This is a genomic window from Microcoleus sp. T2B6 (assembly GCF_036700475.1).
Taxonomy (GTDB): domain Bacteria; phylum Cyanobacteriota; class Cyanobacteriia; order Cyanobacteriales; family Microcoleaceae; genus Microcoleus.
In genome coordinates, this window is the sequence record NZ_JAUBOZ010000021.1 from 27,024 (window position 1) to 52,810 (window position 25,787).

The following is a 25,787-nucleotide window of genomic DNA, read 5'->3' on the forward strand; positions in this document are numbered from 1 at the left end:
GGGCGGGGGCGGGTTTATTATATTGTTGGTCTTACGCCGATATGGTTGGTAAAACCCGCCCCTACGATAAATTATGAAAAAAAAATTTATTAAAACCTCTATTTTCAGATTAATAACATATCTAATTTTTCCAATTTTTTTATCCACCACTACGGCTGAAATTGTCTTGCGCGTTGCGGGATACAAACCCTGGCAAATAGAAAATGTTGATGTTGCAGTCGAACCAAAAGGTAACTTTTTTACTAAAGATTGGGAACTCGGCTACAAACATTTGCCTGGAAAATTCAAGGTGATACTTAACGGCAATTACTCATTTAATACAACTCATCTCAATAATAGTTTAAGAATCACACATCCCCTCAATACTTACAATAAATCCTCAAAAAAGCCTGAGATTTGGATATATGGCTGTTCTTTTACCTACGGTTGGTCATTGAATGACAGCGAAACTTATGCTTGGTTGTTGCAAGAGAAATTACCCAAATATGAAATAGTGAATTTTGGCGTTAACGGCTACGGCACGCTGCACTCGTTGATTCAATTCAAAGAAGCCATCAAACAAGGAAATAAGCCAAAAATTGCGGTGATTGCTTATGCGGGATTTCATGACCGTCGCAATACTTTGTTAAGGGCCAGAAGAAAGCAAATGGCTGCTTGGAATAAACTCGGTATTCTATTTCAGCCCGATGCGAGGCTGAATGGAGAAAATAATTTTACCTACAGCATGGCAAAACTTGAATATCGCGAGTTCCCGCTGATGCGGGTTTCTGCATTGAGCCATTTTTTGGAGGTTAATTACAATCAATTTGAAGAGGGATTGTATAGAAGCCGTGACCTTTCTAAGGCAATTATTCAAGAGTTTAACCGTGTGGCTGAGGCTAACAGTGTTAAGTTAGTTGTTGCGGGAATTAATGCGGGTTCTGCTAAGATGTTGGGGGAGTTAAGTCAGCAGGGAATTGCTACGGCGGATATTTCGGTTGATTTGAAAATACCGGCTAATAATAATTTACCTCATGACATTCATCCAAGTGCGATCGCGAATCGGCAATATGCAGAAAAGTTGGAGGGTTTTTTGCAAGCTACTGTTTTAAGGTAACAATCTTGGACGCGCATCCATACCAAAGAAACCGGGTTTTTACCGAAATTAAAGGCTTTGATGCAAGATTTTGGCAAAAAAACCCGGTTTCTGACTACCCGTGCGTCCAGGACTATACAATTGATTTAGGGTTGCTAGACTGATGGGATTATTTGATGTTGTTTCTTTTAAATTGCCTCGCAAGTTTCTGATTGATGGGTTTTTCTTGTTTTTAGTTGTTCTCGTCACAGTTGCAGTAACATCAATCTATGTATCCAGCGAACATACTTTTTATTGGTGGGATTACGCGGGATACAACACCGCTACAGTCAACACGGCAAATTTATTTCGAGACTCGCCAGATAAAGCATGGCGCGGAGTAATAGAATCGCTATCTAAGGAAAAAAACCTGTTAATTTCTCTGCCGTTAGTGCCGTTTATTCTCTTATTTGGCGAGTCTCGGCTGAGTTACATTCTCAGCGTATCCCTAATTTATGTGCTGCCGTTTCGCCTGTTGCTGGGGGCAATTTCTGCAAAGCTAATTCCAGTTTATTCCCGCCGGGTGTTTTGGTCAACTGTGCTGCTGAGTTTATTGATTCCGATGAGTTGGATACCGACTCTGCGGGGATATCTGGATACTGGCGGCTGTGTGTTTGTAGCCTTGGCAATTTTGGTTTATTTGCAGGATGTTAAGCTGAAATCTTGGTGGAAAATCCCGTTAATTGGGTTTTTGCTGGCGGCGGCTATTCTGTTGCGACGCCATTTTGCTTATAGTGCGATCGCATTTTTTGGTGCCGCGACTTTACAGGCTTTCATCGAGTTTATTATACTAATATACCGTAAAAAAACCGCATTGTCATCTCCCAAAGACAAGGACGTGGCAGTGTCGTTTCCCTACAGATACTTGTTTGAATCCGGCATCAAATTGGGTTTGATAGCTGTAACTAGCTTGACTATTTTAATGTTGGTAGCGGGCGATTTTACTCGCAGTGCTCTGACGGTTGACTACCGCAATTTGTATTTCGCTTGGAGTTTGCCTGTAAATGATATTTTAACTCGTTATGCGGATTTTTACGGTTTGGGAACTTGGCTGCTGGTACTGATTGGTTTTTCGGCGGGAATTATCACCCGAATCCTGGTTCCGGCGGCGACTATTTTTGTTTCGTTGTTTGGGGTTTTGTCGCTGATTGAATGGCTGTTAGTTTTGCGTTACGGCTACTTGCACTATACAATTCATCTTACACCGATCGCACTTTTAGGACTATCCACATTTTTCTGGACAACTTGGCTGACACTCAAGGGAAAAATTCGGTATTTCATGCTGGGCGCAGCGGGTTTGTACCTGGTTGTAAATGCCGCAGTCGGGTTAATTCCTCTCAAAATTGATTTGCCAAGACTGTTTGTGGGTAATTTTCCGCCGTTAGTGCGATCGGACTACGACGAAGTTGTAAAATTAGTAGAGTTTCTGCGAAAATTAGCACCCAACGAAGAACCGATTTATATTGCCGGTGCTTCTAACAATTTCAATGCTAATATACTCAGACAAGCTAACCGAAAATTAAACCCGCCGGAGGGTTGGTGGAAATTAAATACCACCGGGAGGCCACAAATTGACTCGCGCGATACTTACCCGCTACCGGAGTTGTTGCAGTCACAATATGCGGTGGTTGCTGTACCTTTTCAGCAGGTGTTATTGACTGACGAACAAGTTTTGCGATCGCACGAACAAGATGTTGTTAAAGTTGTGTACGATGCCTTTACTCAAAACTGGGAAATTGCCCGCGATTTCCAATTGCTACCGGAACAGTTTAAGCTAGAAAACGGCGTGACTGTCAGCGTTTACCGGAGGATGCGACCGACTGATACAGCAACGGCAGTTAGGACTCTGGAGGCGATGCAGCGGCAAATAGTCGATCGACCAGGCACGCAGTTAGATTGGATTAGTTTGCATCAATCAATCTACACAAGTGCCAATTATTCAGTCAGTCAAGAATCGGATAACCGATATAAAATTGTAACTCATCCAATTAAAAACAGCCAGAAACTCGATACATCTTTCCTGTATTTAGGTTCCATATCAGACAAAGTAAAAGTTACCGGCCAACTCAATTTACCTAACAAACAATGTCCGGGAGTTGCCCTGCGCTTGACTTTGTGGGACAAGCAAGGTAAATTAGTAGACTCAGCAGAGATGGCTTATAGTCAAAAAAGTGCGATCGGCTTAAATCTATTAGTTGAGGGCAAAAATCCCCTTTATCTGCTGCTTGAGGTATTGAGTAGCAGCAAACAGGATTTAACAAACCAATGCCAACTGGAGATTAATAATTTAGCTGTCAATAGGTAAATTGAACCCTCAATGCAGAACCATCAAAAATCAAACTGGTATTTTAATCTATCTCTCTATACTTTTGTCATCATCGGTTCCCTGATGGCAACTGGCTATATTTTCCCCATTGGAGGCAACTTTCCAGAATTGCCACAAATCCAATCGCTGCTAAATCCTGAACTCTACAAAAATGACTATCATGTTCAGGAAATGGTTAAATTTAATCCGAGATCCTACTATTATTATATCATTTATTTCTTAGCCAACTTAGGGTTAAGTATTCCGTTGGTGCATTTTATTTATCAATTCCTAGCCTTCGGTTCCTTTATCCTAGCTTGCTACGCAATTATCAATATCTATACTAATTCCAAACTGCCAGCAGCAGCGATGGCTTTTTTATGTATAGCCGCTTCATTTACAGATGTTGGTAACACGCTGATATTTTCCACAAAATCAGTACCCAGTACCTTCGCGATGGCCTTCGCAATCTGGGGAATTTACTTTAGTTTGCGCCAAAAATGGCTGACAGGATATTTCTTTTTTGGGCTGGGTTGTTTGCTGCAATTTTTAGTTGGCTTGTTGCCGGGATTGATGATGGTTCCCGTTTTATTTATTGAATCGGTAAAACAGCGGAAGTTTAAAACATTGATTTTGGCGATCGCACTTTTAGCAGCAATGGCAAGTATCGTTTATTTGCCAATGTTACTAACAGGTACTACCGGCACTCAAACTATTGAGAATGCTGAGTTTGTATACATTCACGCAAAAGTACGGAATCCTCACCACATCCTCCCGTCAAATTGGAATATTTGGAGTTGGTTCAACTTTATATGTTTGATCATTGGTGGCTTATTGTGCATCAAAACTGCCGATTCACTGCGCCAAGAAGACAAAGTTAACTTTTCTGTAATTATTAGTACCTCAATTTTTGGGCTGCTGCTTAATTATGTATTTGTAGAAGTTTACCCAGTGGCTTTAATTGCCAAACTCCAGTTAGCTAGAACCGTACCTTTTGCTCAAATAATCATATTTATTGCCATCAGCTTGCTAGTCGATCGACTTTACCAAGCAAAACAGCTAGCTATTGGTTTGCTGCTGTTAATTATCCTCACTTTACCTGACCGAGGTATTTTATTTTTAGCCTTATTTGTATTTTTATCAATTTGGCAAAGCAAAAAATATATAATTCCCAAACGCTACACTATTTTGCCGTGGATTTTCACAGCAGGAACATTAACTTTCAGCTTGATATATCCGCTGACTAATTCAGGAGAAATAATAGGCGATCGTATAATTAGCATACCTATCCTTTTCTCAATTATTGCCTTGCCTTTTATTTTAGAAAAAACATCCATTTCTAAACCAATCAAACAAATTCTCACCCATGCCTTAGCTTTAGCAACTACCGCCATCTTGGTTTTTGGGGTAGCAGGCATTTTACCAAAACCAATGTTAGACATATTTCAAAAAAAAGTTAATATTAATGCCGTTCCCAGCGACGACGTAAACAAATTAGGGGTGCGATTTTCACAAATTAGCAGTCAAGATGCACTGGTATTAATTCCACCTTCAGTTACCAGCTTCCAGTTTTTCTCTCAGAGAGCTATAGTAGTTAATTTCAAGAACTTTCCCCTGACAGAAAAAGGCATCAAAGAATGGCAAAATCGCATGGAAGCTGTTTTAGGAGTTCCCTTAAACCCGCAAATGATTTGGGGAGGAAATGACTTTTTCATCCGCCGCAGCAGTGCGGATTTAGTCAAAGTAGCCAAAAACTATCATGCCGATTATATCCTCACTCGCAGCGATTGGCATCCAAATATTGACGGAGAAATAGTAGATCGAGAAGGCAAATGGATACTGTTTAAAATTAGATAATACTCTTCTTCAAAACATGAGATATTTATTCAGTCTGCGAAGGCAGACTTTGTTTGTATAGAAGCGGTTTCAACCGCCGAATCAAATCTGCGGTTAAATATCAAAACCCGAATCATCAATAATTTCGCTAATTTGCTTATCCACATAATCAGCATCCACATTCCGCGCCATCAACTCAGCCAAAATCCCCAAAGAAATCAACTGCACCGACAGAATTGTACACAAAATCCCAAAAAATAACAAAGGTCGATTCCCGATCGGCCCAAAATTCATCCCCGCCAAATTCAGAAACCAAATAACTATCAAATAACTCAGCGAAACAGTTCCAACCAACCCAAAACACAATCCCAAACCTCCAAACAAATGACCCGGTTTGTGCAAATATTGCGTCGTGGCTAACACCGTCAACAAATCAATAAACCCCCGCGCATAACGTTCCCAGCCGTAATTTGATTTTCCGTGCTTGCGCGGATGATGTTCCACGACTACTTCGCCAATTTTAAACCCTAAATTGTTTGCTAAAGCCGGAATGTAGCGGTGCAATTCTCCGTACAATTTAATCGACTGCAAAACTTCCCTACGATACGCTTTAAAACCGCAATTCATATCGTGCATTTGCACCCCAGTCAGCAAACACGCAACGGCATTAAACAGCTTGGAAGGTAAAGTTTTAGAAAGCGGGTCGTTCCGCTGTTTTCGCCAACCGGAAACTAAATCAAATCCCGATTCTAAATGATGTAAGAATTTGGGAATTTCAGCGGGGTCATCCTGAAGGTCAGCATCGAGAGTAAAGATAATTATCCCTGCTGCATTGCGAAATCCTGCTGAAAGCGCGGCGGATTTGCCAAAGTTGCGGCGCATTTTAATCGCTTTAATTAGTTTGGGATGTTTGTTGGCTAAATCGGTGATTTCTTGCCAGGAATAATCGCGGCTACCGTCATCTATGAAAATGACTTCGTAACTGTCAATTGCTGTTTGGAACATGACAATTTGGATTTTGTCAAACAGCAATTTTATGGTGGCTTCTTCGTTGTGAACTGGGATTACGAAGCTGAGATGTTTTGGCATAGGGCTATTCTATTTCATTTGTGTTGTCAATGAGATTTTTTTATTAACCGCAGAGGGCGCAGAGGGCGCAGAGGAGGAGAAAGAGAGGTTTTTTAGTTTTTGTTGATAACTTGGGAGTTTCGCAAGGCTACCCAACCTTTGCGGTTTTTAAAGGAGGCATAGGCTGTCAATAATTTATCTGTTGGTGATGTTTGAATGTATCCTCTCCAAGCTGCGAATTCGTAGGAAGTGCCAAATAATTTAACTAAATCTGGGCGGGGAAATCCTGACATGGCGAAACCTCGAATGACATTTTCTTGGTTGAGAATGGCAATACATTTTACATTGTTTTCGGGGTCTCCTACCCAGCCAATTACTCTGGAGGCGGCGGGTGCAAGTTTAGTTACTGTATCAAAATAGCCGGGTACTCCGTCTTTGGGCGCTGACAGTAAATTTGGGTCTATTTTTGTGTCTAATGCTGCACAAAAATTGTGTTTTTTGATGTCTCGGTTAAATGGCACTAAGTTGTTAGTTTTTAATGCGTCGATTAAGCCGACAAAAGCGGCGGGTTTGTTGCCTACGCGGTCTTTAATTAGGGTTACGTCGGTGATGCCTAATTGCAGTGATAATGCTACTAACGGTTGATAGGTTGCTCTGCGGGCGATCGCCATTGCAGTTTCGCCTCCCACCCCGTACATTAAAATAATCGCGACTGTGGCGACTGCAAACAGCGGTGTCAGCCAACGCCCTTGAATTCTTGGTGTTGGCTGCAACTCGCGCACCCACAATACTGTCAGCACAATTGTACTCATCCAAAACAAAGCTGGGAGTGTGGCGTAGCGGGAAGCGGTGGCTTGTTCGACGCCAAATCCCGATCGACTGACAGCGGCCATTAAGGCCGTTTGCAGCGTGTAAAGTTGGATGGATAGCCAAGGCAGCCAATCCGGGCGAGCGACCTTTTTTACAAATAGCCAATAACCCACAAAACCCGTCGTTGCAATCAAACCAATTATACCAATAATTGAAGCAACAATAATATTTTCGCTAAAAATTCCGCCGAGATAAGTGGGAATATATTCGAGAGTTTTGAGCGGGTTAATTTTAGTTAAAGAAGGGTGATGAGATGGAGTTTTATAAGTTAAAAAATAAATGCCAATCACCGCAATCGAAGCAATGAAATACAAATAAGTTATTCGCCGAGGAAACCGCAGCACAACAGCAGCCGCACACAATATCGGCCACAAAGCTAAAGGAGTGCTGTAACTAATACAGCCTAAAACGCCAAAAACAATGCTGCCAATTACCCAACCATTCCGTAGGGGCGGTGCCCCCGTGCCCGCCCCCGGTGTACCCAACAAAGTCGCATAGGATTGCAAACAATATATCGAACAAATCACAAATAAATTAGCAATTATCCAGTGAACGCCACTGAATCCCCGCATCCAATTGTGAGCCGCCGCCGGAGTAAAATTAAAAATAGAAATGCAAAGGAGTAGCGAGATAAATTGCAGGGGAAAACGCCTCAAATTTAACGGCAGCAGAGCAATTAATACGTGGCACTGAATCCAAGCCAAGAACCAGGCAACTAAACACAAACCAATATTTGAACCTTGGGTGACAACTATATTCAAGCCATAAATAATTGCCGGAATCAAGACAAAATGCTCGTTCGCCCGAAATATCCAATTAAAAGGATTGGTAGAGAAACCGTCTACAGAATAAAAATTCCATGTCATCCACCAATAATCAAAATTAGACAAGTCTCCCGCTTGCGATATCAAGTACAAAATATATGACGCTGGTATTAGAATTCCGAGAATTGATGCGGCAATTAAAATATATTGTTGCTTGACTTTCATGGATTGGTAGATGGCGATATTTTTAATCGATTTGGGCTAAGTTGTACGCGCTGGGATTAAAGAAACCGGGTTTTTTACTTGATTGAGGGTTTGAACCAAGTATTTTGGTGAAAAAACCCGGTTTCTGGCTACTTTACAGATTTACTCGAATTTTTATTTCACTTCTCTTGCCAGCATTTGTCTGAGCCCTTGCCGCCAGTGGGGAGGATACGTGCCTAGAAGTGCTGATATTTTTACTGTAGAGAGGACAGAAAAAGCGGGACGTTTTGCGGGTGTCGGATATTCGGAGGTGGTGATGGGAATTACGCGCTGAACTTTGAGGGGAATGCCGAGTGTTGCGGCTTCCTCAAAAATGGCGATCGCAAAATCGTACCAACTACAAACACCGCTATTAGTGTACTGATAAGTCCCAAAACTTTCTGGCCCAAGCAGAGGAATAATTTGCGAAGTCGCCGCACTTAAATCCCCCGTCCAAGTAGGACTGCCGATCTGATCTGCTACTACTCGAATTTCTTCCCTTTCCTTTCCCAACCTCAACATGGTTTTGACAAAATTACCTTTGCCACCGTTGCCGTAAACCCAGGCTGTTCTAATAATAATATGTCGGTTTCCGGCTTGCCGAATTGCTTCTTCGCCTGCTAATTTGGACTTCCCGTAACTTCCTAGCGGGTTAGTAGAATCTGTTTCCAGATAAGGAGAACCGTGGCTGCCGTCAAATACATAATCAGTGGAAAAGTGAATCAAACTTGCTCCCAGTTTTTCGCATTCTTCTGCGAGAATTCCGGGTGCAATACCGTTGATGGCGTTTGCTAATTCCGGTTCGCTTTCTGCTTTGTCTACCGCAGTGTAAGCACCCCCATTGACGACTAAATTCGGTTGAATTTCAGCCATTGCTTGACGGATGCTTTCCGGTTGGGATAAATCGAGGCGAGTGCGATCGACCGCAATTACCTCTCCCGAAGATAATAAAATCGGCTGCAATTCTTGAGCTAGCTGTCCGCTGCCACCTGCGAGTAAAATTTTCATAATCAAAACACTTGAGCTGTTTTCAACGTTTGTCCAGCTTGGTCTTTAGCTGATAAGATGGGTTGAGCACCATCTAGCGGCCAGTCGATCGCCAAATCGGGGTCATTCCACAGGATACACCGCTCGTGTGCCGGTGCATAATAATCTGTAGTTTTATACAAAACTTCAGCAGTCTGGGAAACCACTAAAAAACCGTGAGCAAATCCCGCCGGCACCCAAAATTGCCGTTTATTTTCTGAATTCAGCAAACACCCAACCCACTTTCCAAAATTCGGCGAACTTTTTCTAATATCCACCGCTACATCAAATATTTCGCCAGCAACTACCCGCAGCAATTTGCCTTGAGGCTGCTGCAGTTGGTAGTGCAAACCGCGCAGCACATTTTTAGAGGATTTGGAATGATTGTCTTGCACAAATTCGGCCGTCACGCCTGTTTTTTCTACAAAAGCTTTGTGATTGAAACTCTCAAAAAAGAAACCGCGATCGTCTCCGAAAATTTTCGGCTCAATAATCAGAACTTCCGGTATTTCAGTAGATATAACATTCATAGTTGGCTGTATCGCGTGATAAACTCATACTCAGTCTAGGCTATTTTACTATGAAAACTGACACATATCTCAAAAAGTTGTATGCCAACCGCTTTGATTCCCGACAAATGCAAGCGAAGGTGGCACTATGGAAAGTTTTAATTGACGAATTCTTACAAGATTATGTTCCTCCCGAATCAACCGTTTTAGATATTGGCGGCGGTTACTGCGAGTTTATCAATCAAATTCGGGCTAAAAAAAAATATTTAATTGATCTTAATCCCGATTCAAAGTTATTTGCTAATGCTGATGTAAATGTGCTTAATATTGATGTCTTAAATTTGGAGACTCACACATCTTTTACCGAACAGTTCGATCGCATTTTTATCTCAAATTTTTTTGAGCACCTCCGCAACAAAGAGGAACTTGTAGAAATTATCTCTTTTTGCTTCGAGGCCCTCAAGCCTAGCGGTTCTCTGTTGGTAATTCAGCCTAATTTTAAATATTCCTACAAGGAATACTACGATTTTATCGACCATCAATTACCGATAACGCATTTATCGCTACAAGAGCTTTTACAAACTGTCGGGTTTGAAATTGACCTGATTGTACCGAGATTTTTGCCCTTTTCGACGAAAGGCAGACCGGCCTCGCCCTTGCTGTTAAAAATTTACTTAAAATTGCCTTTGTTGTGGCGTTTTTTGGGAGGGCAAATGTTTGTTAAAGCATCGAAACCCAACAAGTGAGTATCTTCCTCAATATCGACACTTGCCGTCGGAGGCTGAAAATGAGAATGTAGGGAAAGCGCTCATTTTAATAACTCATCTACTGGAATACTAAAACCCGGTAAAACAATTTGAGTGCTAACAGCTTCCCCAGCAATAAAGATGCTTCTGGTTTGTTTTGTTACTACAATAATCCATTGGTTTTCAGGATATACCAGCCAAACTTCCTCACTTCCCGATTCTAAATATTCTGTAGCTTTAGCAATTACATCTTCCGCCAAATCTGTTGGTGAAACAATTTCAGCACATAAAGGAAAACTTTGCGGCAGCACTTTGAGATTGCCAAATTGTGCTGCTAATTCCGGGGGAAGGTAGGCAACATCAGGATAGCGCCCCTGGTTGTTTGTGCGGCAGGGAACATCAGTATAAACTTTTCCTCCCTGTCGGCTGGATTCTTTGTAGTTTCTCCAATAAAAGTAAAGATTTCCTTGCACCTTGCTATGCTTGAGAGTTATGCCATTTTTCTCCAGTAATTCGCCATCAACCCACTCTTGCCGATCCGGTGGACTTTCCATCCATGCTTCTAGAGAGTAGATTTTCGATGGGGCAACAACTGTAGAAGTTATCATGTTTTTGCGTCGGGGCGGGGAACTTTTTTTCTATGATACCAGATGCGATCGACCTTTGGTGGACAAAAGGGCGATCGCACTTTGTAGATGGCACTTTTAAGTGTTATCATAAAAGTTACAAAGTATCCCGCATTTCTGGCTTTGTCCAATTAGGATGAAGCTGCCATTAAAGCATCAGCTTGAGGACAAAAATGATGACACAAACTCAATCATCCGCTGCCCTTCCCGTCAATATTCCACTAACACTAACACTCACCGTTACCCACGAACAGTTCGTTGAATTGGCGATCGCCAATCGAGAGTTACAATTAGAACGCACAGCAACAGGAGAATTAATCGTGAACCCACCAACCGGAGGCGAAACAGGATATCGGAATCTGGATATAGAAGGGCAACTCTGGCTGTGGAATCGGCGGACTAGACTCGGTAAAGCATTTAATTCTTCTACTGGTTTTCACCTGCCCAATGGAGCAGATCGCTCTCCCGATGCAGCTTGGGTGCGTCAAGAAAGGTGGGATGGGCTCACCCCAAAACAAAAAGAAAGTTTTATTCCCTTGTGTCCTGATTTTGTGGTAGAACTTCGTTCTAAAACTGACAACATGGAACCGCTGCGAGCCAAGATGAAAGAGTATATGAACAATGGCGCTCGTTTAGGTTGGTTGATAGATAGAAAAAACAGAAAGGTGGAAATTTACAGGCAAAATCAAGATGTAGAAGTGCTGGAAAATCCTGTTACTTTGTCCGGTGAAGATGTGTTGCCGGGGTTTGTCTTGGATTTGACAGAAGTTTGGGGATAAATGCTGAGTCCTGTTAAAAATGGCTATTCCTCATCTTCTAAGCTTGGAAAAATTGATATATAATGTACAAACAAATACATGGCGATTTCAAACAGAATGACCAAGCAAAAAATCTTACAGGAAGGTCGAGAATATACATTTCGTTCATACTTTGAGTTACCTTACGAAACGGATCAAATTTTAGCAGAATTTGATTACTCGCTGATCAAAACTGAGTTGTCTTTGCCGCATACCCCTAGGGAACTCGCAGAAATAGCTTTTCTCAAACAAAGAATTAAAGAAACTTTATTTTTTGTCAGTCTCAGCAGCGAAACAGCTAGAAGAGAATCATTAGTATCGCCAGTTTTGCTGGACATCATCCGGTACTGCAAATGTCAACTGCGATTTGAGTATACTCTCAACGTTAATAGCTGGTTAAAGGGAAATTTAGATTATTTCGTAAAATCCGAGCGAGAATTGCTAGTCATTGAAGCAAAGAACGACGATATGACTAGAGGATTTACCCAACTAGCTGTAGAATTGATTGCGATGTCTCACGTTGAAGAGCAAAATATCTTTTACGGTGCGGTGACAATGGGAGATGTCTGGCGATTTGGCAAGTTAGACCGAAATCAGCACACTATTTTTCAAGATATCAATTTGTTTAAAGTGCCTGACGATTTAGAGGATTTAATGAAAATAATGGTGGGAATTTTAGACGGGGATGAAATTTCGCCGTAGGGTGCGTCGGTTCTAGTCACTCAAATAGTGGCGAAATTTCCCATAGCGACGCACCCTACTATTTGCAATCTGCCATTAAAAAACTCCCTACAAAATCGAACTTAAAACCACCTCATTAGCAGCAATCCAATCATAAATATCCTGCAAAGCTGCTTCCGGCCCAATAACAGGCCGCCATCCTGTTTTCTCCATCACCCTAGAAGAATCCGTAATAAAAATCGGAATATCCCCCGCGCGTTCCTCCAAAACAGGGTTAATTGAAATCGATTTACCCGTAATCTTTTGGCACAAATCAGTTGTCTCAACTAAAGAAAGACTGTTGCTCAAACCGCCGCCCACATTAAAAACTTCGCCATCAAATTCAGGAAAATGTTCTAACTGATAATTAACTAACCTCAACAAATCTTCAACGTGCAGCAAATCCCTAACTTGCTTCCCACTGCCGCCAAAACCGATATAATTCAGCGACTTTTGAAAATAGTGAGCCGCCACCCACAAACCGCAAACTCCCTGATCTACTTTACCCATTTGCCAAGCACCGGTAATTAACCCGCAACGGTTAATAATTGCCGACACATTGTATGCTTCCCTGTATTCCTCAATCAGCAATTCCGAAGCTAATTTAGTTGCTCCGTAAAGCGAACGGTGTCCTTTTAATGGGAAGTCTTCTGATATGCCCAACTCAGATATACCGGGTAAAGTTTGCTCAGGGGCGATCGCAAATCTATTCGGCAACTCTAACAGCTTAACAGATTTGACACTGGCGATCGGATAAACCCGACTCGTAGACAAAAACAGCAAACTCGCACCCGTTTGTCTCGCCAACTCCAAAACATTCACAGTGCCCAGTAAATTCGTTTGCAAAACGTACTGAGGCGAACTAAAACCAGCCAGCACAGAAGGCTCCGCAGCACAATCTATAATGCAGTCAGCATTCAGTGCAACTGGATCTAAATCTGCCGCTGTACGAATATCCCCGTAAACAAACTGAATCCCCCAACTCTTAAGCCGCGGCAGATTCAATTCCGAGCCCCGGCGACGCAGGTTATCTAAACAAATTATTTGCCATTCCGGGTGCCGTTTCTTCAGGCCAATTGCCAAACAACTGCCGATGAAACCCGCACCACCCACAATTAAAATTCTCTCAGGCATTGACTCAACTTTCTTAGAGGATTAATTACTGCTGTTAAATTATTGAACAATGGGTGTTGAGGTATACCTCGCATTAAAACCGAATCATCTTTTTAATGAATTTTGACAACTATAGGACTGACGCACGGATGACCAGAAACCGGGTTTTTTGCGAAAATCCTTCGCTGCAATCCGCAGATTAGATAAAAAACCCGGTTTCTTTGGTCGGAAATGCGTAAGTCTTCAACTATTCTGGTTCAATGCCCAAAGCCCGCAACTGATTCGCTAATCGATTGGCCCGCTCCTGTGCTTGCAGTGCAGCTTCCTCTGGTGTAGCAACTAACTCACCATCTGGGGTAAAATAACGCAATTTCCCATCGTGAATTCCCAGATATAATTCTAGTACCTCACTCCACAATCTACCAAATTCATTGGCAATGATAGGTTGATATTCTTGACCGATTAAACGAAAACCGCTAAAATCTAAATCTTCAGGATCGAACCAAAAGTATTCGGGAGTTCTAAACCGATTCTGATATAATATCTTTTTTTCGTTGCGATCGACTCTTGCCGTAGAACTAGATAGCAATTCTATAATTAGATCGGGATATCTCCCCTCTTCTTCCCAAACTACCCAGGAACGACGCGGACGTTTTTCTGTGTTTGCGATCAGAAAAAAATCCGGACCGCGAAAATCCCGATTCCGCAATTGTTGCTGGCTGTAGTAAACCGTCAGGTTTGCTCCAATAAAAAAGTCGTGGCGCTCGCGCCATTGCCATTCCAAACAGGCAACTAATAATGCTAGTTGAATATAATGTAGGGAACTTTCCATTTCCGGTTCGTCACTTTCTAATTGACTGGCATCTGGCATCAATCTTGCCATTTCTTGGGCTGTAAAAACCATGACTCAATCCTCCCAATTTGGTATATTTTATAACCCAAACTTCCCCATCGCCTCTCTCGTCAAATTATCGCTGACTATCCTACTTTTTATCCCCTTCACCATTATAATCGGGAAACTCGATTTTGTACGCAATCCGCGAGAAGAGCGCAAAGTTGCCATGAATTTTTCCATCTCGCGAGAATATGCCAGGTAGGATGACGATTAACCGATCGCACTGATTATCTCCGATCTGCATCAAAGTATCAATAGCTGCGGTACCAAAATCATTAGTCATCATTCCTTCGCCGTCAAAACTTCCCTCCTTGAATTTGGCAATAAATCTAATTTCAATTCATTCATCTTTCTAGTCCGGTGGTAGTCGCCGCGAGAGAGATGTTTTTCCAGCCAAACGTACAAGACAATAAACAAATACCTACTGCCCATCTCTTTGATTTTCAGCTTAGAAATTCCCGCAGTCCGATTGTACCACCTCAAAGGAATTACCTTATAGGAAAAACCCCGAACAATTGCTTTTAAAGGCAGTTCCACTGTCAAATTAAAATGATGACTCAAAATCGGTTGTACGCCTTCAATTACTTCTCGGCGGTAAATTTTAAAAGCATTGGTGACATCGCTGTACCGCAAGCCGAAAATACTTTTGACAAACCAGTTTGCTAAGCGGTTAATTGCTAACTTGTGAATTGGATAATCAACCACAAAGCCGCCTTTGATAAAGCGGGAACCAAAAACGCAATCATATCCTTCTTGCAACTTGCGGTATCCTGCTACCAAATCCATCGGATCGTCGGAAGCATCCGCCATCACAATTGCCGCAGCATCTCCGTCAAATTCCGCCAATCCCCGGCGCACAGCAAATCCGAAACCGTTGGGAGGTTGATTGTTGATGTATCTCACTGTGGGAAAAGTCTCTGACAACTCCTGGCAAATATCAAGAGTTCGATCGACACTGTTGTCATTCACAATCAAAATTTCGTGCGGAATGCCTTCTAAATCGAGCGTCTGGGCGATCGCCCGCACAGTACCGTACAAACAGCCCTCCTCATTGTGGGCTGGTATAATCACAGAAATTTTCACTCCTCATCCTCCGCGCAACTGGACAAACTGGTTGTCAACAGGATTATACACCCAAGCTTTAATTTCTGTTTGGGCGATCGGCAAATTATTATGCGACAAATCAACAGCCCACCTGGCATTATTGTATAACTCAGATTTTAAACTCTCAGCAATGTCGGGACTGTCCAAATTTACATAAGCGTTAGCAAAAAAAGATTTTTTTCCCCCGACAGATAGCAGTACAATATTCGGCTGGTGCAATTTTTCTGGCCAAACCGCCCAACCCGCAGCCTTGACAGCATCATTTTGCTTAACAGTCAAGGATTTATCGGTAGTTTGAGGTTTGTCTAAATAACCGTAAACTTTCTCGGTATTAGAAATAAACTCTACATTTTTCGCGAACTTTCTCCAACCTATTTTGTCGATTATTGCAGCGCCTTCTCTCACCAGCCAAGTTTTTTTGCTCAGCACCCTCAAACAGCTTTCCGGCGAATTATTGAAAAAATCCGAGGGTTCCAGATAGTTAATTAACTGCAAACAATCTTGAGCGCCTTGTTTGTAAAGAAGTGCCGATATAGTTTGGGCGATCGCCTGTTGAGAGTTAACAATAATTGTGGCAATTAACAGCCCTGCAACTACGCGATAAATAAATTTATAATTACGTTTTAACGTTGCTTTTCTTTCTTGATAATTACCTCGGACAAACAATTGCCCTAGCTGAACCACAGCAATTAATAGCAAAATTGAATTAGTCGTATATCTAGACGATTCTAGCGCCTGAATTGCCCCAAATTCAGCCCTGCCAGCCGTAATAAACAAAGAAGATAAAACCGAAAAAAAACCTATTGACAGCCAAGGTAAAGCCTGATTTTGCAATCCTAAATCAATATTGGAATGAGTATCTTGCCGTAATCCTAAATGAATTGTGGGATGGGCATCTTGCCCGTCCAGCGTCGCAGTCTGAACCACGTTCATAACTGAGTTGGGATTGCTATAGCTTTCAGAAATATCATTCCTATCTGTCATTGCCAGTGGCGAAGGAATCGCAGGGGCTGGAGATTGCTTCGCAGGGTTCCCAATGACAAAGAAATAGAATACCAAAAATAAGAAACTTGCAAATATTAGCAATCCAACTAATGCTGAAATTCCAGGCGATCGCACAATTGGCGAACCCAGCAAACTTAAAAAGTAATCAATCACCACAAACGGCTTATTCAACAATGAAATAATACTTGCTTTCCGGCTAGGATGATAATCAATTGAGTAAACAGCACAAGTTGCCAAAAACAGCAGCATCCAGACAATAACTCTTTTTCTTTTCTGCGCCGCATTTCCTTCTAAAGCCGCCACAGCCGGAATCGCAGCCAACCAAGAAAGCAAACCTTGGGCCAGGGAAAAACTCGCAATAAAGCAGAATCCAGCCGCAATCCATATTTGAATATCGTAGGGACACGGCAGTGGCGTGTCCGTACTCTGTTTGATCTGAGGTGTTGCATCATTCTCAATAACGGGCAAGATGCCCGTTCCACAAAAATTCAATGTTCTTGTGGAACGGGCATCTTGCCCGTTCCTAAATAGCTTATTGATCGTGGTGCAACATCTCTGTTTCATCCGATTAAAAACCGCTATATTAGGCAATAATTTGTGATTTGAAACCAGCGCATAAACCGCAGCGACAAAACAAAAATTGACTAAAAACCAAGCCAATTGAAATCCCCAAAGCCAGTTTTCGTGCTGAACTAGCGAGAAAAGCAAAATACAAGTTAAAATATTAGCTAAATGCCACAAATCATCCCCAACATTCTTAACTTGCATCGAGGATAACTTGTACATAGCGAGAAAAGTTATCGCAGCCAAACCTATGCTGAGACACAACTGATAATTAATATTCCATCGGGAAGCAAAAGCCAGCACCGCAATAATTATTTTAGGGAAAACTATGCGGTGATTGCTGTGCAAATCCCAAAAATCGTTAAAAGTTACATTTCCCGCAGCTATTTTTTCAAAAAGGCTAGCTAACCTCCACTCGTCATCAACGGGAACGTTAACGCTAAAATTCGCTACCAATCCGATTAAGAAGAGGACAGGAATTAGATATAAAGTAAATAAGATGATTTTTTTCATGAAAGTGCGATCGCACTGATTGTCATCACCATTTTATATCAAACCCGGTTAAATAATTTTTATCAAGTTTGTAGTGAAGATTTCACTCCTCATAGTTTGAGCCGGGACTTGCATTCGTTACTACAAACAAGTTGAAAAACATAACACATAGAAACCCGGTTTCTTGAAGAAACCGGGTTTCCGAACAGCCTCAAAGTCTCACGTTCAATTCGGTTAACCGAATTACTTAATAGTCTTGAACGTATCCATTTTCCCAGTAAATCGGTTGATAAACATCTGCAAGACACTCCGCTTGCCAATATTGATATTAGAACTCACGGACATTCCCGACTGCAAGTTAACCTCCACTTCATTTGCCTTGCCCTTGTTCAAAACAAACTTCTGATTTTTGAGCTTTATTTTGGTTTTGAAAGCGTAGTATTTCCGCAGTTCAGTAGGAGGCTCAGCATCGCTGCTAATCTCTATCACTTCACCCTCAGCAGTACCAAACTCCAGCGCCGGGAAAGCTTCTACATTCACTTCCACAGGCACGCATTGGTATTTCGTCAAACCCAGTTTCTCTCTGTTAACTTCCTTCTCTGGACAAACGCAACTTTTACCTATTTCGCAGTCAATCTTTTCTCCGTCTAATTGCTTGCCGTGATACTGCTCCAATTTTGCCCGCTTCTGTCTCAAAGCATCCAATACCAGAGCCACATTGCTGTTTTCCAGGTAAACCACTGCTTGCAGACCGTTGTCGTCATCCAAAACTTTGAGCAGCTTTTCAGTTTGCTGCGCTTCGTAATAAGCTTCTTCGCAGCGTGCTGGGCGCGGTTCGCCCGGTTTCACCACCGTATTAATAATGGATTGGCATATCGGATCTTTCGCCATATCCAACTTAGCTTTCTCCTTCGTAGAAGGTTTCAAATCGAAGATAACGCCAGATACCGGAGCCTTCATCACTTGAGTGTCGCGGTTTTGTTGAGCCTTTTCTAGCTGAGCGTTCACCTCGGACAACTTTTTCAGGTTTTCCACTTTGAAGCGGCTTAGCTGAGAATCGCTGCTGGCAATTTGTTTCTGGTTTTCAGCAATTTTGGTATAAAGTTCTTTCGCCCAGGTATCCTTGGTGTTTTTCAACTGTTCTTGGGCGCGGGCGATGGACTCCAGAAGGCGCGCTTGCTCTCCTTGGTGACGCTGTATTTCAGCAGTAATTTTTTGGATGTCACCTTGACGCGCGTTAATTTCGCCTCGGCGCGTATTGATTTCACCGAGGCGCGTGTTAATTTCGCCCCTGCGAGAGTTGATTTCACCTTCGCGCTGCTTGATTTGATCTTGCTGTTTGAGAACGTCGCTTTGGCCTCTGAAAACATCTTGTTCTTGACGTTCTTTTTGCAGTTCAGCGATGGCTCCTTCCTCCACCAGGGGGGCGAGTCTGCCTAGAATGTTTTGATTCGACTTCAATACTTGTTGGGATTTCGCTAACTGTTCTTGGGCCAAATCTCTCTGAGCCAGGGCTGATTTTACTTGCTCTTGCGAAGAACTTAACTGCTGCTGAGCATAATTTAATTGGTTCTGGGCAAAACCCAATTGTTGCTGTGCCACTGTCATTTGATCGCCGGCGGCTTTCTCAGCATCCTGAGCTTGCTTCAGTTGTTTTTCCAACTCCTGAACTTGGCCTTGAGCTGCGGCTACGCGAGACAGAAACTCCGATCGATAATTAACATAAAGTCCTTGCTGAGCAGCATCAAAATTTCCGCTAGCTCCCCTGTTGAGGTACAGTTCGTCAATCAAAGCTTGCAGCACTTGATTTTGTGCCGTGAGGCTCTGTCTGTCCTTGATAGTTGATTCTAGGTTAGAAGGAACAGCGCCTTGAATTTTGCCGTTGACAACATCTTCGTAAAATTTATTTTCCTTTTCCAGAGCTTCTTTAGTTTTCTGAATCGATGTTAAATCGGCGCTGGGTGCAAGGGGGTTGAAAGTGAGCAGAGGCTGGTTCTTTTCCACGCGATCGCCATTTTCAACGTGAAGTCTCACCACAGCGCCCGTAGCAGGTGCTTGGATGTCTCTAGCACCATCTTTGAACTCCAATTGGCCGACAGCGGGGACAGCTTGCTCTACGCTAGCAAAATAAGCCCAAACTACAGCAGAAGTGGTCATCAGCATGATCATCCACAAAAACAAGTGCGACCAAATCGCTGGTTTTTCGAGAATGACTGGTTGCTCAGAAAGTATTAACGATTTCATAGCCATTTGTTAGTTCTCAGTTGTTAATTGTTAGCGCTAAGTTGTGAGTTGTTAGATATCAGGTATTCGATGACTCTTGTTGTTGGAAGAGGCAGTAGTAACGCCCTTTAAGAGCCATTAATTCTTTATGAGTTCCCCGCTCGACTACAGAACCTTGATCCATCATAATAATTATGTCGGCGTTTTGGATTGTCGTCAGGCGGTGAGTAATGAAAAACACCGTGCGGCCGGCAAAAGCTTCTGCTAAGTTATTGCAAACTTGGCGTTCGGAATGGTAGTCGAGGGCGCTTGTAGCTTCGTCCAAAATCAGCAGTTTCGGGTTTTGCAAAATCGTCCGGGCGATCGCCAAACGCTGTCTTTGACCCCCAGAAAGCGACGAACCCCGCTCTCCGACTATCGTATTGTAGCCAGCAGGCAAGCCCATAATAAAATCGTGAGCCACCGCTAATTTCGCAGCTCGCACAATCTCATCCGTACTCGCATCGGGATTGCTCAGAGCAATATTTTCCTGTACCGAGCAGTTAAACAGCAAAGTATCTTGCAGCACCACCCCAAGTTGGCTGCGGAGCGAGTACAGTTCCACCTTGGCAATGTCGTACCCGTCAATAAAAATCCGGCCCGACAGCGGCGGATAAAGACGCTGCAACAGCTTCATCGCCGTACTTTTACCGGAACCGCTTCCCCCCACAATTCCCACAAAACTGCCAGGGGGAAATTCCAAATTCACATTAGCCAATTGCAGTGCCCCGCTTTCTAGAAATCGGAAGGAAACCTCCTCATAGGTAACCTGCCCTTGAATTGCCGGCAGCGGGATATTGCTGCGGTCTTCCTCGCTGGTTTCCGTCGGCGTATCGACGACATCCTTAAGCATATCGATCGACATTGAGACTTCTTGGAAACTCTGCCAGACGCTCACAAAACGCAGCAGCGAACCAGTCACGTTCCCGGAAATAATTCGGAAAGCAATCAACTGACCCAACGTAATCTCATTTCCCAGTACCAAATAAGCTCCCACCCACAACTGAGCTAAGTTACCCACCTGGTTTAAAAAGCTGCTAACCGTACCGGCCGTAGTCCCCGTGATAATTGTTTTAAAACTGGCTGTAATGTATTTTGCGTAGCGGCTCGACCACTCCCAACGGGATTTCAATTCAATATTTTGAGCCTTAACAGTTTGAATCCCGCTGACTACTTCCACTAAATAAGATTGAGAGTCAGCAAAACGGTTGTTTCTTTGTTTTATCAGGCGCAGCACCAGCGGATTGATTAGAACAATCATCAGCCCCAGTATCGGTACCACTGCCAAAGATACTGCAGTTAGCTGCACACTGTAAGAGAGCATAACGGCGACGTAAACCACCGAAAATACCGCATCGAGAACCACTGTCAGAGCTGTACTCGTCATGAATTCCCGAATCTGGCCCATCATGCTGAATTTGTATACCAAATCTCCGACGCGCCGATTGTCAAAGTAATTCTGGGGCAGCCGGAGCAAGTGGTCGATTACCTCTGCACTCAATTTGACATCAATGCGGTTTGAGGTATCTATAAACAAAAAGGTACGCAAACCGTTGAGCAGTCCTTCAAACAGGGCAACACCTAATAGAAATGCCCCCAAAATATCCAAGGTGTCAATGCTGCGCTGACCTAAGACTTTATCAATAATTACTTGGCTGATTAATGGGTTGGCAAGACCAAATAACTGTACAAAAAACGAAGCCAGCAACACCTCAAAAAACACTGTCTTGTGTTCCATGAGCGCCGGCACAAACCACCAGAAGCTGAACTGCTCTTTTTGCTCAACTTGCGGAGCTTGCAGCAGCAGGACTTCTCCCTGTTCGCCCCAGATTTCTTTAAACTGAGGTATCCGCTTCCGCATCAGCCCCTGTTCGGGCGTGGCCATCACCAATTCTTGCTCGGTGATGCTGTAAATAATGGCAAAGCTATCTTGCCATTTAATCATTACGGGAGCTTTGATGCGGTTGATTGCTTCTGCTGGGACTTGCGCCAATTGAGGCGTGAGGCCGATGCTTTGGGCGATCGCCCCGCAGGCTTGGATGCTGATGGAACCGGCGGTTTTTAACTGATTTTCTAGAACTTTGCGGATGATATCTCGACGAAATTTGAGGCCGAAATACTTGCTCAACATTTGGAAGCAAGCTAGCGGGGCGTCAATCTGCCCTTTGGCGCGGAAAACTGGGTATCTCGCCGCATCCTTTGTTTGGGGGTCGGTTTTGGGTTCTGGGGGACGGTCTGGGGCGTCTATAATGCTGAGCGATTTTCCGCCGGGCGGATTCGGCCCAGGGTCTACTATATCTGGCGTGGGATTTAATGGGTCTGTTTCTTGAGGTTCTGGGGGTTCCCGGAAGCCGACCAATCGCGCGCCGAGGCGGCCTTCTACTTTTAAGGATTTGGCTGCGTTTTCCACAGAGAAGCGGCTGCCGGTGGGAAAGTCGCCCAAGACGCCGCTGCTGACGAGCCAAACTCGATCGGCATCTAGCTCTTTGGCGATGTCTTGAGTTTTTTTGTTGCCGTTTGGCACGTTGACAACTGTCGCATCTTGCCAAGCTTGCAGGGTGAGTTCCTTGAGATTGGAAGTGCCGTCGGCTTGGCGCTGCAATTCCAGGCTCAACAGTTCAAATACTTCGCTCAAGGAACAGTGTTCGCGAAAGGCTTCTCCAAATGTCGGCTGTTTTTCCAGTACGCTCAGGAACTCTTCGGCAGGCAGGACGATCGCGATCACATCTGTAGAGGCGATCGCGGTTTCGCAGGGAACTCCCCTGAGCAATCCAGCCCAGCCGAGAATTTCCTTCGACTGCACCAAGCGTAAACTTACGTGGCGCTGCGAGCGCTGGTCAAACCCCAGCAGCCGGGCCTGGCCTTGATAGATAATTGCCACCTGAGTCGGCATTTTTTCCCGTTCAAACAGGGGTTGCCCCGTCCGGTAGCCAAGGAGTTGGCATTTAGCCACCAAGGCTGTCAGAGCCGTCTCTGACAGTCGGTCAAAGGGAGGTGTTTGAGCTAGGAAATCCTGAATTTGGGAGAGGGAAACAGCGGAAGAAGTCATCCAATTTTAGATTTTAGATTTTAGATTTTAGATTGAATCCACAGATGAATCCAGGGGGTTTTTGTCAGGATGCTACGCTTTTTCAAGTCTCCACGGATAAATCCGGGGGCCCCTGACCAACTTGCTTGATTGTCATGATATGGAAGACAGGGAGGAGAGGGGCTGTAGCGGGCCTATTTGCGCTATCTGTTCGGCGAGCCAGCTTTCAAATAGTTCGTTAATCAAGTGCAGCCGCATCGATTCATCGAGCTGGGCCGGCATGAACTTTTCTAGTCGAATAATTACCATCCATTCTGCCAGAGGACGCGGCGTCCAGAGTTGATTTGGCTGGCTGACGGACAAAAGTTTGCTGATTGCCGGGTGGGGCTGGGAGAGGGGTACTGGGCCCAACAAGCCGCCTGACTTGGACTCGGGCCCTTCGGAATAGTCGCGGGCCACTTCAGCAAAGGTTTGTTCGCCTTCGAGGATGCGAAAGTAAAGTTCGTTTGCCAGCGATGGATTTTTGGTGCGTACCAGGGAATAGACTACGTGGTCTAGGCTGGCTTTGCGGGTTAAAAAATAATTATCTACTTTAGGTCTCCAAGTGGCTTGCTTAAATTTTTCGATCAGCAAGGGCCTAACGGCCATCTCTTGAAGTTCTTCTTCCGTCATATTTTGGCCGCGCAGCCAAGCTTCTTTGGCTTCCGGGGCTGTCAGTTGGTGTTGTGCCAGAAAGTTCTCCACGGCGGATTGGCGTTCTTCGTCGCTGCAACTAAAGGATGCGATCGCTTGGTCTACTATTACACCGCGCAAGAATTGCGGCATCAACTGGTACCGCTTCAGGAGCGATGGCATATCCTGAGCTTGCAGTAATTTATCGCCTATTTGAAAAAGTCCTGTCATTTTTTTATCTCCAACTGACTTGCGCTTCCCCTTTTAATTTAGCTGTGGCAGGAAAAGAGCGACAACCACTAACCCCTCGATTCCCCGATGATAGCAGACCGTCCGTGGGCTAGCGCTATTGCTGTCTATTTCTTGACGCTCTGCCTAGCGAGGGGTTCCCCACGGGTCTCACAATGGTAGGGGGATGCGAGAGTGGGAGAGTGGGAAAATCTTTACTTCTGCCATCTTCCTTCTTCCCTCAACATCCATCCGTTAAATCCCGTACACTGCTTAGTTGCTGAACTTCCTTCTTCCTTCACTCTCGGAATAGTCTTTCAAAGAGTGTTTCGAGTTGGGTCGAGCAAGCGCGACTGTCGAGATATTTGGGGTTTGCCGCCATTTTTTGCTGGATTCGATCGCGGTAGTGCCGACGCAGTTCTGGGTTGGTTCCCAGTGCTGTGCTCAGCTCTAAATAAGACTTCTCGCTGTTTGCTACCAGTTCCGGAAGTAGTAGTTCTTCGATCACTGCGGCTGATTGTCGCGATCGAGTTGTTTGCCCTTTTCTTACCACTACAGGCAACCCGGCCAACAGGGGTTCTGCTAAGGAGCAGGCACTGCTGTATGGATAGGAGTCTAAATATATATCAGCCAATTCCAGACATTTTATGCAATCTGCGCGAGATGGCAGCGCCTTAATCACAACTAAACGCTTTTTGTCAATCCCAAATTCGGCAAAGAGCGATCGAATTTGGTTGTAAAAAGGCACCGTCGGATAGTTTTCATTGCGCGAACGAAAGGGATACAAAACTAAAATAGAATTTGGTACGGCCGCAATAATTTTTGCCCAAGTTTCTCTCAATTCTGGGATAATTGTAAAAGCTTGAGCGCCGGACATGAACACTACAGATTCGTCGGTGGCTCCCCAACTCCTGCGAGTCGGTTCAACTCTGCCAGGTGCTGATCCTACAGTATAGCTTAAACAAACTCCCGAACCTTCTAAACTAATTAATTTTTCGCGATACTCTGCTGCTGCACCTGGGGGCAATGTCAAATCTCCGGCAATGAAATAATCAATATTTCGGGCGCCTGTGGTTGCGGGGGTTGATGCACCCGTAGCTATTTGCACCCGCGCTAGTCGGTGCAGGCACAGCAGCGCGCTTGGTTGAGAAGTGTCGGTAGTATTGGTGCAGATTAGCAGAATATCTAAATCGTGCGATCGCATTTCTCGGACTTGATTGGGCAAAGCTTCTGACAGTTGCACCAGTTTGTCGGCGCAATTTTCGCAATATTTCCCCAGTCGCTCGTCTTGTACCTGGAAATAGTACACGATAATTTCAAATTTGCTTCTGTCTAAATATTCAAAACTCGCAATTGCTGCACGAGTCTCGGATTCCTCACTAATTTTCTCAAGCAAAAACCCCACTCTGATTTTAGTTCTTTCAGGTTCTCTCTGAGGAAAATTCCATTCTATTTGACTGCCGATATTTTTCCAATGAAATTCCAGAATATCAGCTCGCTGACTCAATATATTGAGCAGATTGAACTCGCTCAAATACAAAGCTTGGAATCTAACATTTTTCGCAATAAAAGCCGCCAAATAACGCCAAACTTCTGAATCGGGAAAACTGGCGATATTAGCAGCGACGTAATTGATTAACTGCTGGAAATATTCAGAGTACCTTTCAACTTCCGACTTGGGTTTAAACTGATATCTTGCACCCTTCTCAATTACTTGGTTAGGAACAGGCAAGATGCCTGTTCCACAAGATAATTCATCTGTTGTGGAACTAACAGGCAAGATGCCTGTTCCACCAGATA

At 43.8% G+C, this 25,787-nt stretch carries 21 protein-coding genes; 7 read left to right on the top strand and 14 right to left on the bottom strand.

Features of this window, described 5'->3' with window-relative positions; genetic code table 11:
- Positions 1–73: 73 nt before the first annotated feature.
- From QUA00_RS12045 to QUA00_RS12055, 3 genes are all read left to right on the top strand, one after another.
- Entirely contained in the window at positions 74–1,096 is a 1,023-nt protein-coding gene (locus tag QUA00_RS12045) for an SGNH/GDSL hydrolase family protein (RefSeq protein ID WP_333409766.1), read from the top strand.
- Between the two features lie 142 nt (positions 1,097–1,238).
- Complete coding sequence (locus QUA00_RS12050; protein WP_333409767.1) at positions 1,239–3,419, top strand: hypothetical protein; 2,181 nt, start codon at positions 1,239–1,241, stop codon at positions 3,417–3,419.
- A 12-nt stretch (positions 3,420–3,431) separates the two neighbouring features.
- On the top strand, positions 3,432–5,276 hold the full coding sequence (locus QUA00_RS12055; RefSeq protein ID WP_333409768.1) for a DUF6798 domain-containing protein: 1,845 nt from the start codon (positions 3,432–3,434) through the stop codon (positions 5,274–5,276).
- 93 nt (positions 5,277–5,369) lie between these two features.
- Here the strand turns inward: QUA00_RS12055 and QUA00_RS12060 are convergent, their stop codons facing one another.
- From QUA00_RS12060 to rfbC, 4 genes are all read right to left on the bottom strand, one after another.
- Complete coding sequence (locus tag QUA00_RS12060) at positions 5,370–6,344, bottom strand: glycosyltransferase family 2 protein (RefSeq protein ID WP_333290084.1); 975 nt, start codon at positions 6,342–6,344, stop codon at positions 5,370–5,372.
- Positions 6,345–6,436: 92 nt separating this feature from the next.
- Entirely contained in the window at positions 6,437–8,182 is a 1,746-nt protein-coding gene (locus tag QUA00_RS12065; RefSeq protein ID WP_333409769.1) for a hypothetical protein, read from the bottom strand.
- Positions 8,183–8,335: 153 nt separating this feature from the next.
- The gene (gene rfbD / locus QUA00_RS12070; protein WP_333409770.1) at positions 8,336–9,208 is read right to left on the bottom strand and encodes a dTDP-4-dehydrorhamnose reductase; all 873 of its coding nucleotides are present in this window, start codon (positions 9,206–9,208) and stop codon (positions 8,336–8,338) included.
- Between the two features lie 2 nt (positions 9,209–9,210).
- Entirely contained in the window at positions 9,211–9,756 is a 546-nt protein-coding gene (gene rfbC, locus QUA00_RS12075) for a dTDP-4-dehydrorhamnose 3,5-epimerase (protein WP_333409771.1), read from the bottom strand.
- A gap of 50 nt (positions 9,757–9,806) precedes the next feature.
- Between rfbC and QUA00_RS12080 the strand changes: the two genes are divergently transcribed.
- Positions 9,807–10,481 carry a methyltransferase domain-containing protein gene (locus tag QUA00_RS12080; RefSeq protein WP_333409772.1) on the top strand — a complete coding sequence of 225 codons (675 nt, stop codon included), beginning with the start codon at positions 9,807–9,809 and terminating at the stop codon, positions 10,479–10,481.
- Between the two features lie 62 nt (positions 10,482–10,543).
- On the opposite strand, the gene QUA00_RS12085 is transcribed toward QUA00_RS12080, so the two are convergent.
- Positions 10,544–11,089 carry a Uma2 family endonuclease gene (locus QUA00_RS12085; protein WP_333409773.1) on the bottom strand — a complete coding sequence of 182 codons (546 nt, stop codon included), beginning with the start codon at positions 11,087–11,089 and terminating at the stop codon, positions 10,544–10,546.
- 32 nt (positions 11,090–11,121) lie between these two features.
- Between QUA00_RS12085 and QUA00_RS12090 the strand changes: the two genes are divergently transcribed.
- The 3 genes from QUA00_RS12090 to QUA00_RS12100 all read left to right on the top strand — a co-directional run bounded on the left by QUA00_RS12090 (position 11,122) and on the right by QUA00_RS12100 (position 12,606).
- Positions 11,122–11,247, top strand: a complete 126-nt coding sequence (locus QUA00_RS12090) for a hypothetical protein (protein WP_333142711.1) — start codon at positions 11,122–11,124, stop codon at positions 11,245–11,247.
- Positions 11,248–11,283: 36 nt separating this feature from the next.
- Positions 11,284–11,886 (top strand): Uma2 family endonuclease, encoded by a 603-nt coding sequence (locus QUA00_RS12095; protein ID WP_333142712.1) that lies wholly within the window; start codon positions 11,284–11,286, stop codon positions 11,884–11,886.
- Between the two features lie 96 nt (positions 11,887–11,982).
- A complete protein-coding gene (locus tag QUA00_RS12100; RefSeq protein ID WP_333142713.1) occupies positions 11,983–12,606 on the top strand; it encodes a hypothetical protein in 624 nt (207 codons plus the stop codon).
- Between the two features lie 87 nt (positions 12,607–12,693).
- Here QUA00_RS12100 and QUA00_RS12105 read toward each other — a convergent pair whose 3' ends face one another.
- The 9 genes from QUA00_RS12105 to QUA00_RS12145 form a co-directional block, all read right to left on the bottom strand.
- Entirely contained in the window at positions 12,694–13,758 is a 1,065-nt protein-coding gene (locus tag QUA00_RS12105) for an NAD-dependent epimerase/dehydratase family protein (RefSeq protein WP_333142714.1), read from the bottom strand.
- Between the two features lie 226 nt (positions 13,759–13,984).
- Positions 13,985–14,641 (bottom strand): Uma2 family endonuclease, encoded by a 657-nt coding sequence (locus QUA00_RS12110; RefSeq protein ID WP_333102862.1) that lies wholly within the window; start codon positions 14,639–14,641, stop codon positions 13,985–13,987.
- A gap of 79 nt (positions 14,642–14,720) precedes the next feature.
- The gene (locus tag QUA00_RS12115; protein ID WP_333102861.1) at positions 14,721–14,918 is read right to left on the bottom strand and encodes a hypothetical protein; all 198 of its coding nucleotides are present in this window, start codon (positions 14,916–14,918) and stop codon (positions 14,721–14,723) included.
- Positions 14,915–15,715, bottom strand: coding sequence for a glycosyltransferase family 2 protein (locus QUA00_RS12120; RefSeq protein WP_333307092.1), 801 nt, complete (start codon positions 15,713–15,715; stop codon positions 14,915–14,917). The genes QUA00_RS12115 and QUA00_RS12120 overlap by 4 nt, the downstream gene beginning before the upstream one ends.
- A gap of 3 nt (positions 15,716–15,718) precedes the next feature.
- Positions 15,719–17,818, bottom strand: a complete 2,100-nt coding sequence (locus QUA00_RS12125; protein ID WP_333409774.1) for a hypothetical protein — start codon at positions 17,816–17,818, stop codon at positions 15,719–15,721.
- Between the two features lie 222 nt (positions 17,819–18,040).
- Positions 18,041–20,047 (bottom strand): chromosome partitioning protein ParA, encoded by a 2,007-nt coding sequence (locus tag QUA00_RS12130; RefSeq protein WP_333142720.1) that lies wholly within the window; start codon positions 20,045–20,047, stop codon positions 18,041–18,043.
- A gap of 52 nt (positions 20,048–20,099) precedes the next feature.
- Positions 20,100–23,108, bottom strand: a complete 3,009-nt coding sequence (locus tag QUA00_RS12135; RefSeq protein ID WP_333409775.1) for a peptidase domain-containing ABC transporter — start codon at positions 23,106–23,108, stop codon at positions 20,100–20,102.
- Positions 23,109–23,240: 132 nt separating this feature from the next.
- The gene (locus tag QUA00_RS12140; protein ID WP_333102856.1) at positions 23,241–23,990 is read right to left on the bottom strand and encodes a peptidylprolyl isomerase; all 750 of its coding nucleotides are present in this window, start codon (positions 23,988–23,990) and stop codon (positions 23,241–23,243) included.
- A 295-nt stretch (positions 23,991–24,285) separates the two neighbouring features.
- Positions 24,286–25,719 carry an O-linked N-acetylglucosamine transferase family protein gene (locus tag QUA00_RS12145; protein ID WP_333409776.1) on the bottom strand — a complete coding sequence of 478 codons (1,434 nt, stop codon included), beginning with the start codon at positions 25,717–25,719 and terminating at the stop codon, positions 24,286–24,288.
- Positions 25,720–25,787: the final 68 nt, after the last annotated feature.

What these genes read in the sequence shown, in the direction of transcription:
- rfbC (WP_333409771.1), bottom strand. Translation starts at nt 9,756, where the DNA reads ATGAATGTTATATCTACTGAAATACCGGAAGTTCTGATTATTGAGCCG.
- rfbD (WP_333409770.1), bottom strand. Translation starts at nt 9,208, where the DNA reads ATGAAAATTTTACTCGCAGGTGGCAGCGGACAGCTAGCTCAAGAATTG.
- QUA00_RS12110 (WP_333102862.1), bottom strand. Translation starts at nt 14,641, where the DNA reads ATGGTTTTTACAGCCCAAGAAATGGCAAGATTGATGCCAGATGCCAGT.
- QUA00_RS12085 (WP_333409773.1), bottom strand. Translation starts at nt 11,089, where the DNA reads ATGATAACTTCTACAGTTGTTGCCCCATCGAAAATCTACTCTCTAGAA.
- QUA00_RS12100 (WP_333142713.1), top strand. Translation starts at nt 11,983, where the DNA reads ATGACCAAGCAAAAAATCTTACAGGAAGGTCGAGAATATACATTTCGT.
- QUA00_RS12055 (WP_333409768.1), top strand. Translation starts at nt 3,432, where the DNA reads ATGCAGAACCATCAAAAATCAAACTGGTATTTTAATCTATCTCTCTAT.
- QUA00_RS12065 (WP_333409769.1), bottom strand. Translation starts at nt 8,182, where the DNA reads ATGAAAGTCAAGCAACAATATATTTTAATTGCCGCATCAATTCTCGGA.
- QUA00_RS12135 (WP_333409775.1), bottom strand. Translation starts at nt 23,108, where the DNA reads ATGACTTCTTCCGCTGTTTCCCTCTCCCAAATTCAGGATTTCCTAGCT.
- QUA00_RS12060 (WP_333290084.1), bottom strand. Translation starts at nt 6,344, where the DNA reads ATGCCAAAACATCTCAGCTTCGTAATCCCAGTTCACAACGAAGAAGCC.
- QUA00_RS12125 (WP_333409774.1), bottom strand. Translation starts at nt 17,818, where the DNA reads ATGAAAAAAATCATCTTATTTACTTTATATCTAATTCCTGTCCTCTTC.
- QUA00_RS12090 (WP_333142711.1), top strand. Translation starts at nt 11,122, where the DNA reads ATGATACCAGATGCGATCGACCTTTGGTGGACAAAAGGGCGATCGCAC.
- QUA00_RS12050 (WP_333409767.1), top strand. Translation starts at nt 1,239, where the DNA reads ATGGGATTATTTGATGTTGTTTCTTTTAAATTGCCTCGCAAGTTTCTG.
- QUA00_RS12095 (WP_333142712.1), top strand. Translation starts at nt 11,284, where the DNA reads ATGACACAAACTCAATCATCCGCTGCCCTTCCCGTCAATATTCCACTA.
- QUA00_RS12140 (WP_333102856.1), bottom strand. Translation starts at nt 23,990, where the DNA reads ATGACAGGACTTTTTCAAATAGGCGATAAATTACTGCAAGCTCAGGAT.
- QUA00_RS12105 (WP_333142714.1), bottom strand. Translation starts at nt 13,758, where the DNA reads ATGCCTGAGAGAATTTTAATTGTGGGTGGTGCGGGTTTCATCGGCAGT.
- QUA00_RS12115 (WP_333102861.1), bottom strand. Translation starts at nt 14,918, where the DNA reads ATGATGACTAATGATTTTGGTACCGCAGCTATTGATACTTTGATGCAG.
- QUA00_RS12130 (WP_333142720.1), bottom strand. Translation starts at nt 20,047, where the DNA reads ATGGCTATGAAATCGTTAATACTTTCTGAGCAACCAGTCATTCTCGAA.
- QUA00_RS12080 (WP_333409772.1), top strand. Translation starts at nt 9,807, where the DNA reads ATGAAAACTGACACATATCTCAAAAAGTTGTATGCCAACCGCTTTGAT.
- QUA00_RS12045 (WP_333409766.1), top strand. Translation starts at nt 74, where the DNA reads ATGAAAAAAAAATTTATTAAAACCTCTATTTTCAGATTAATAACATAT.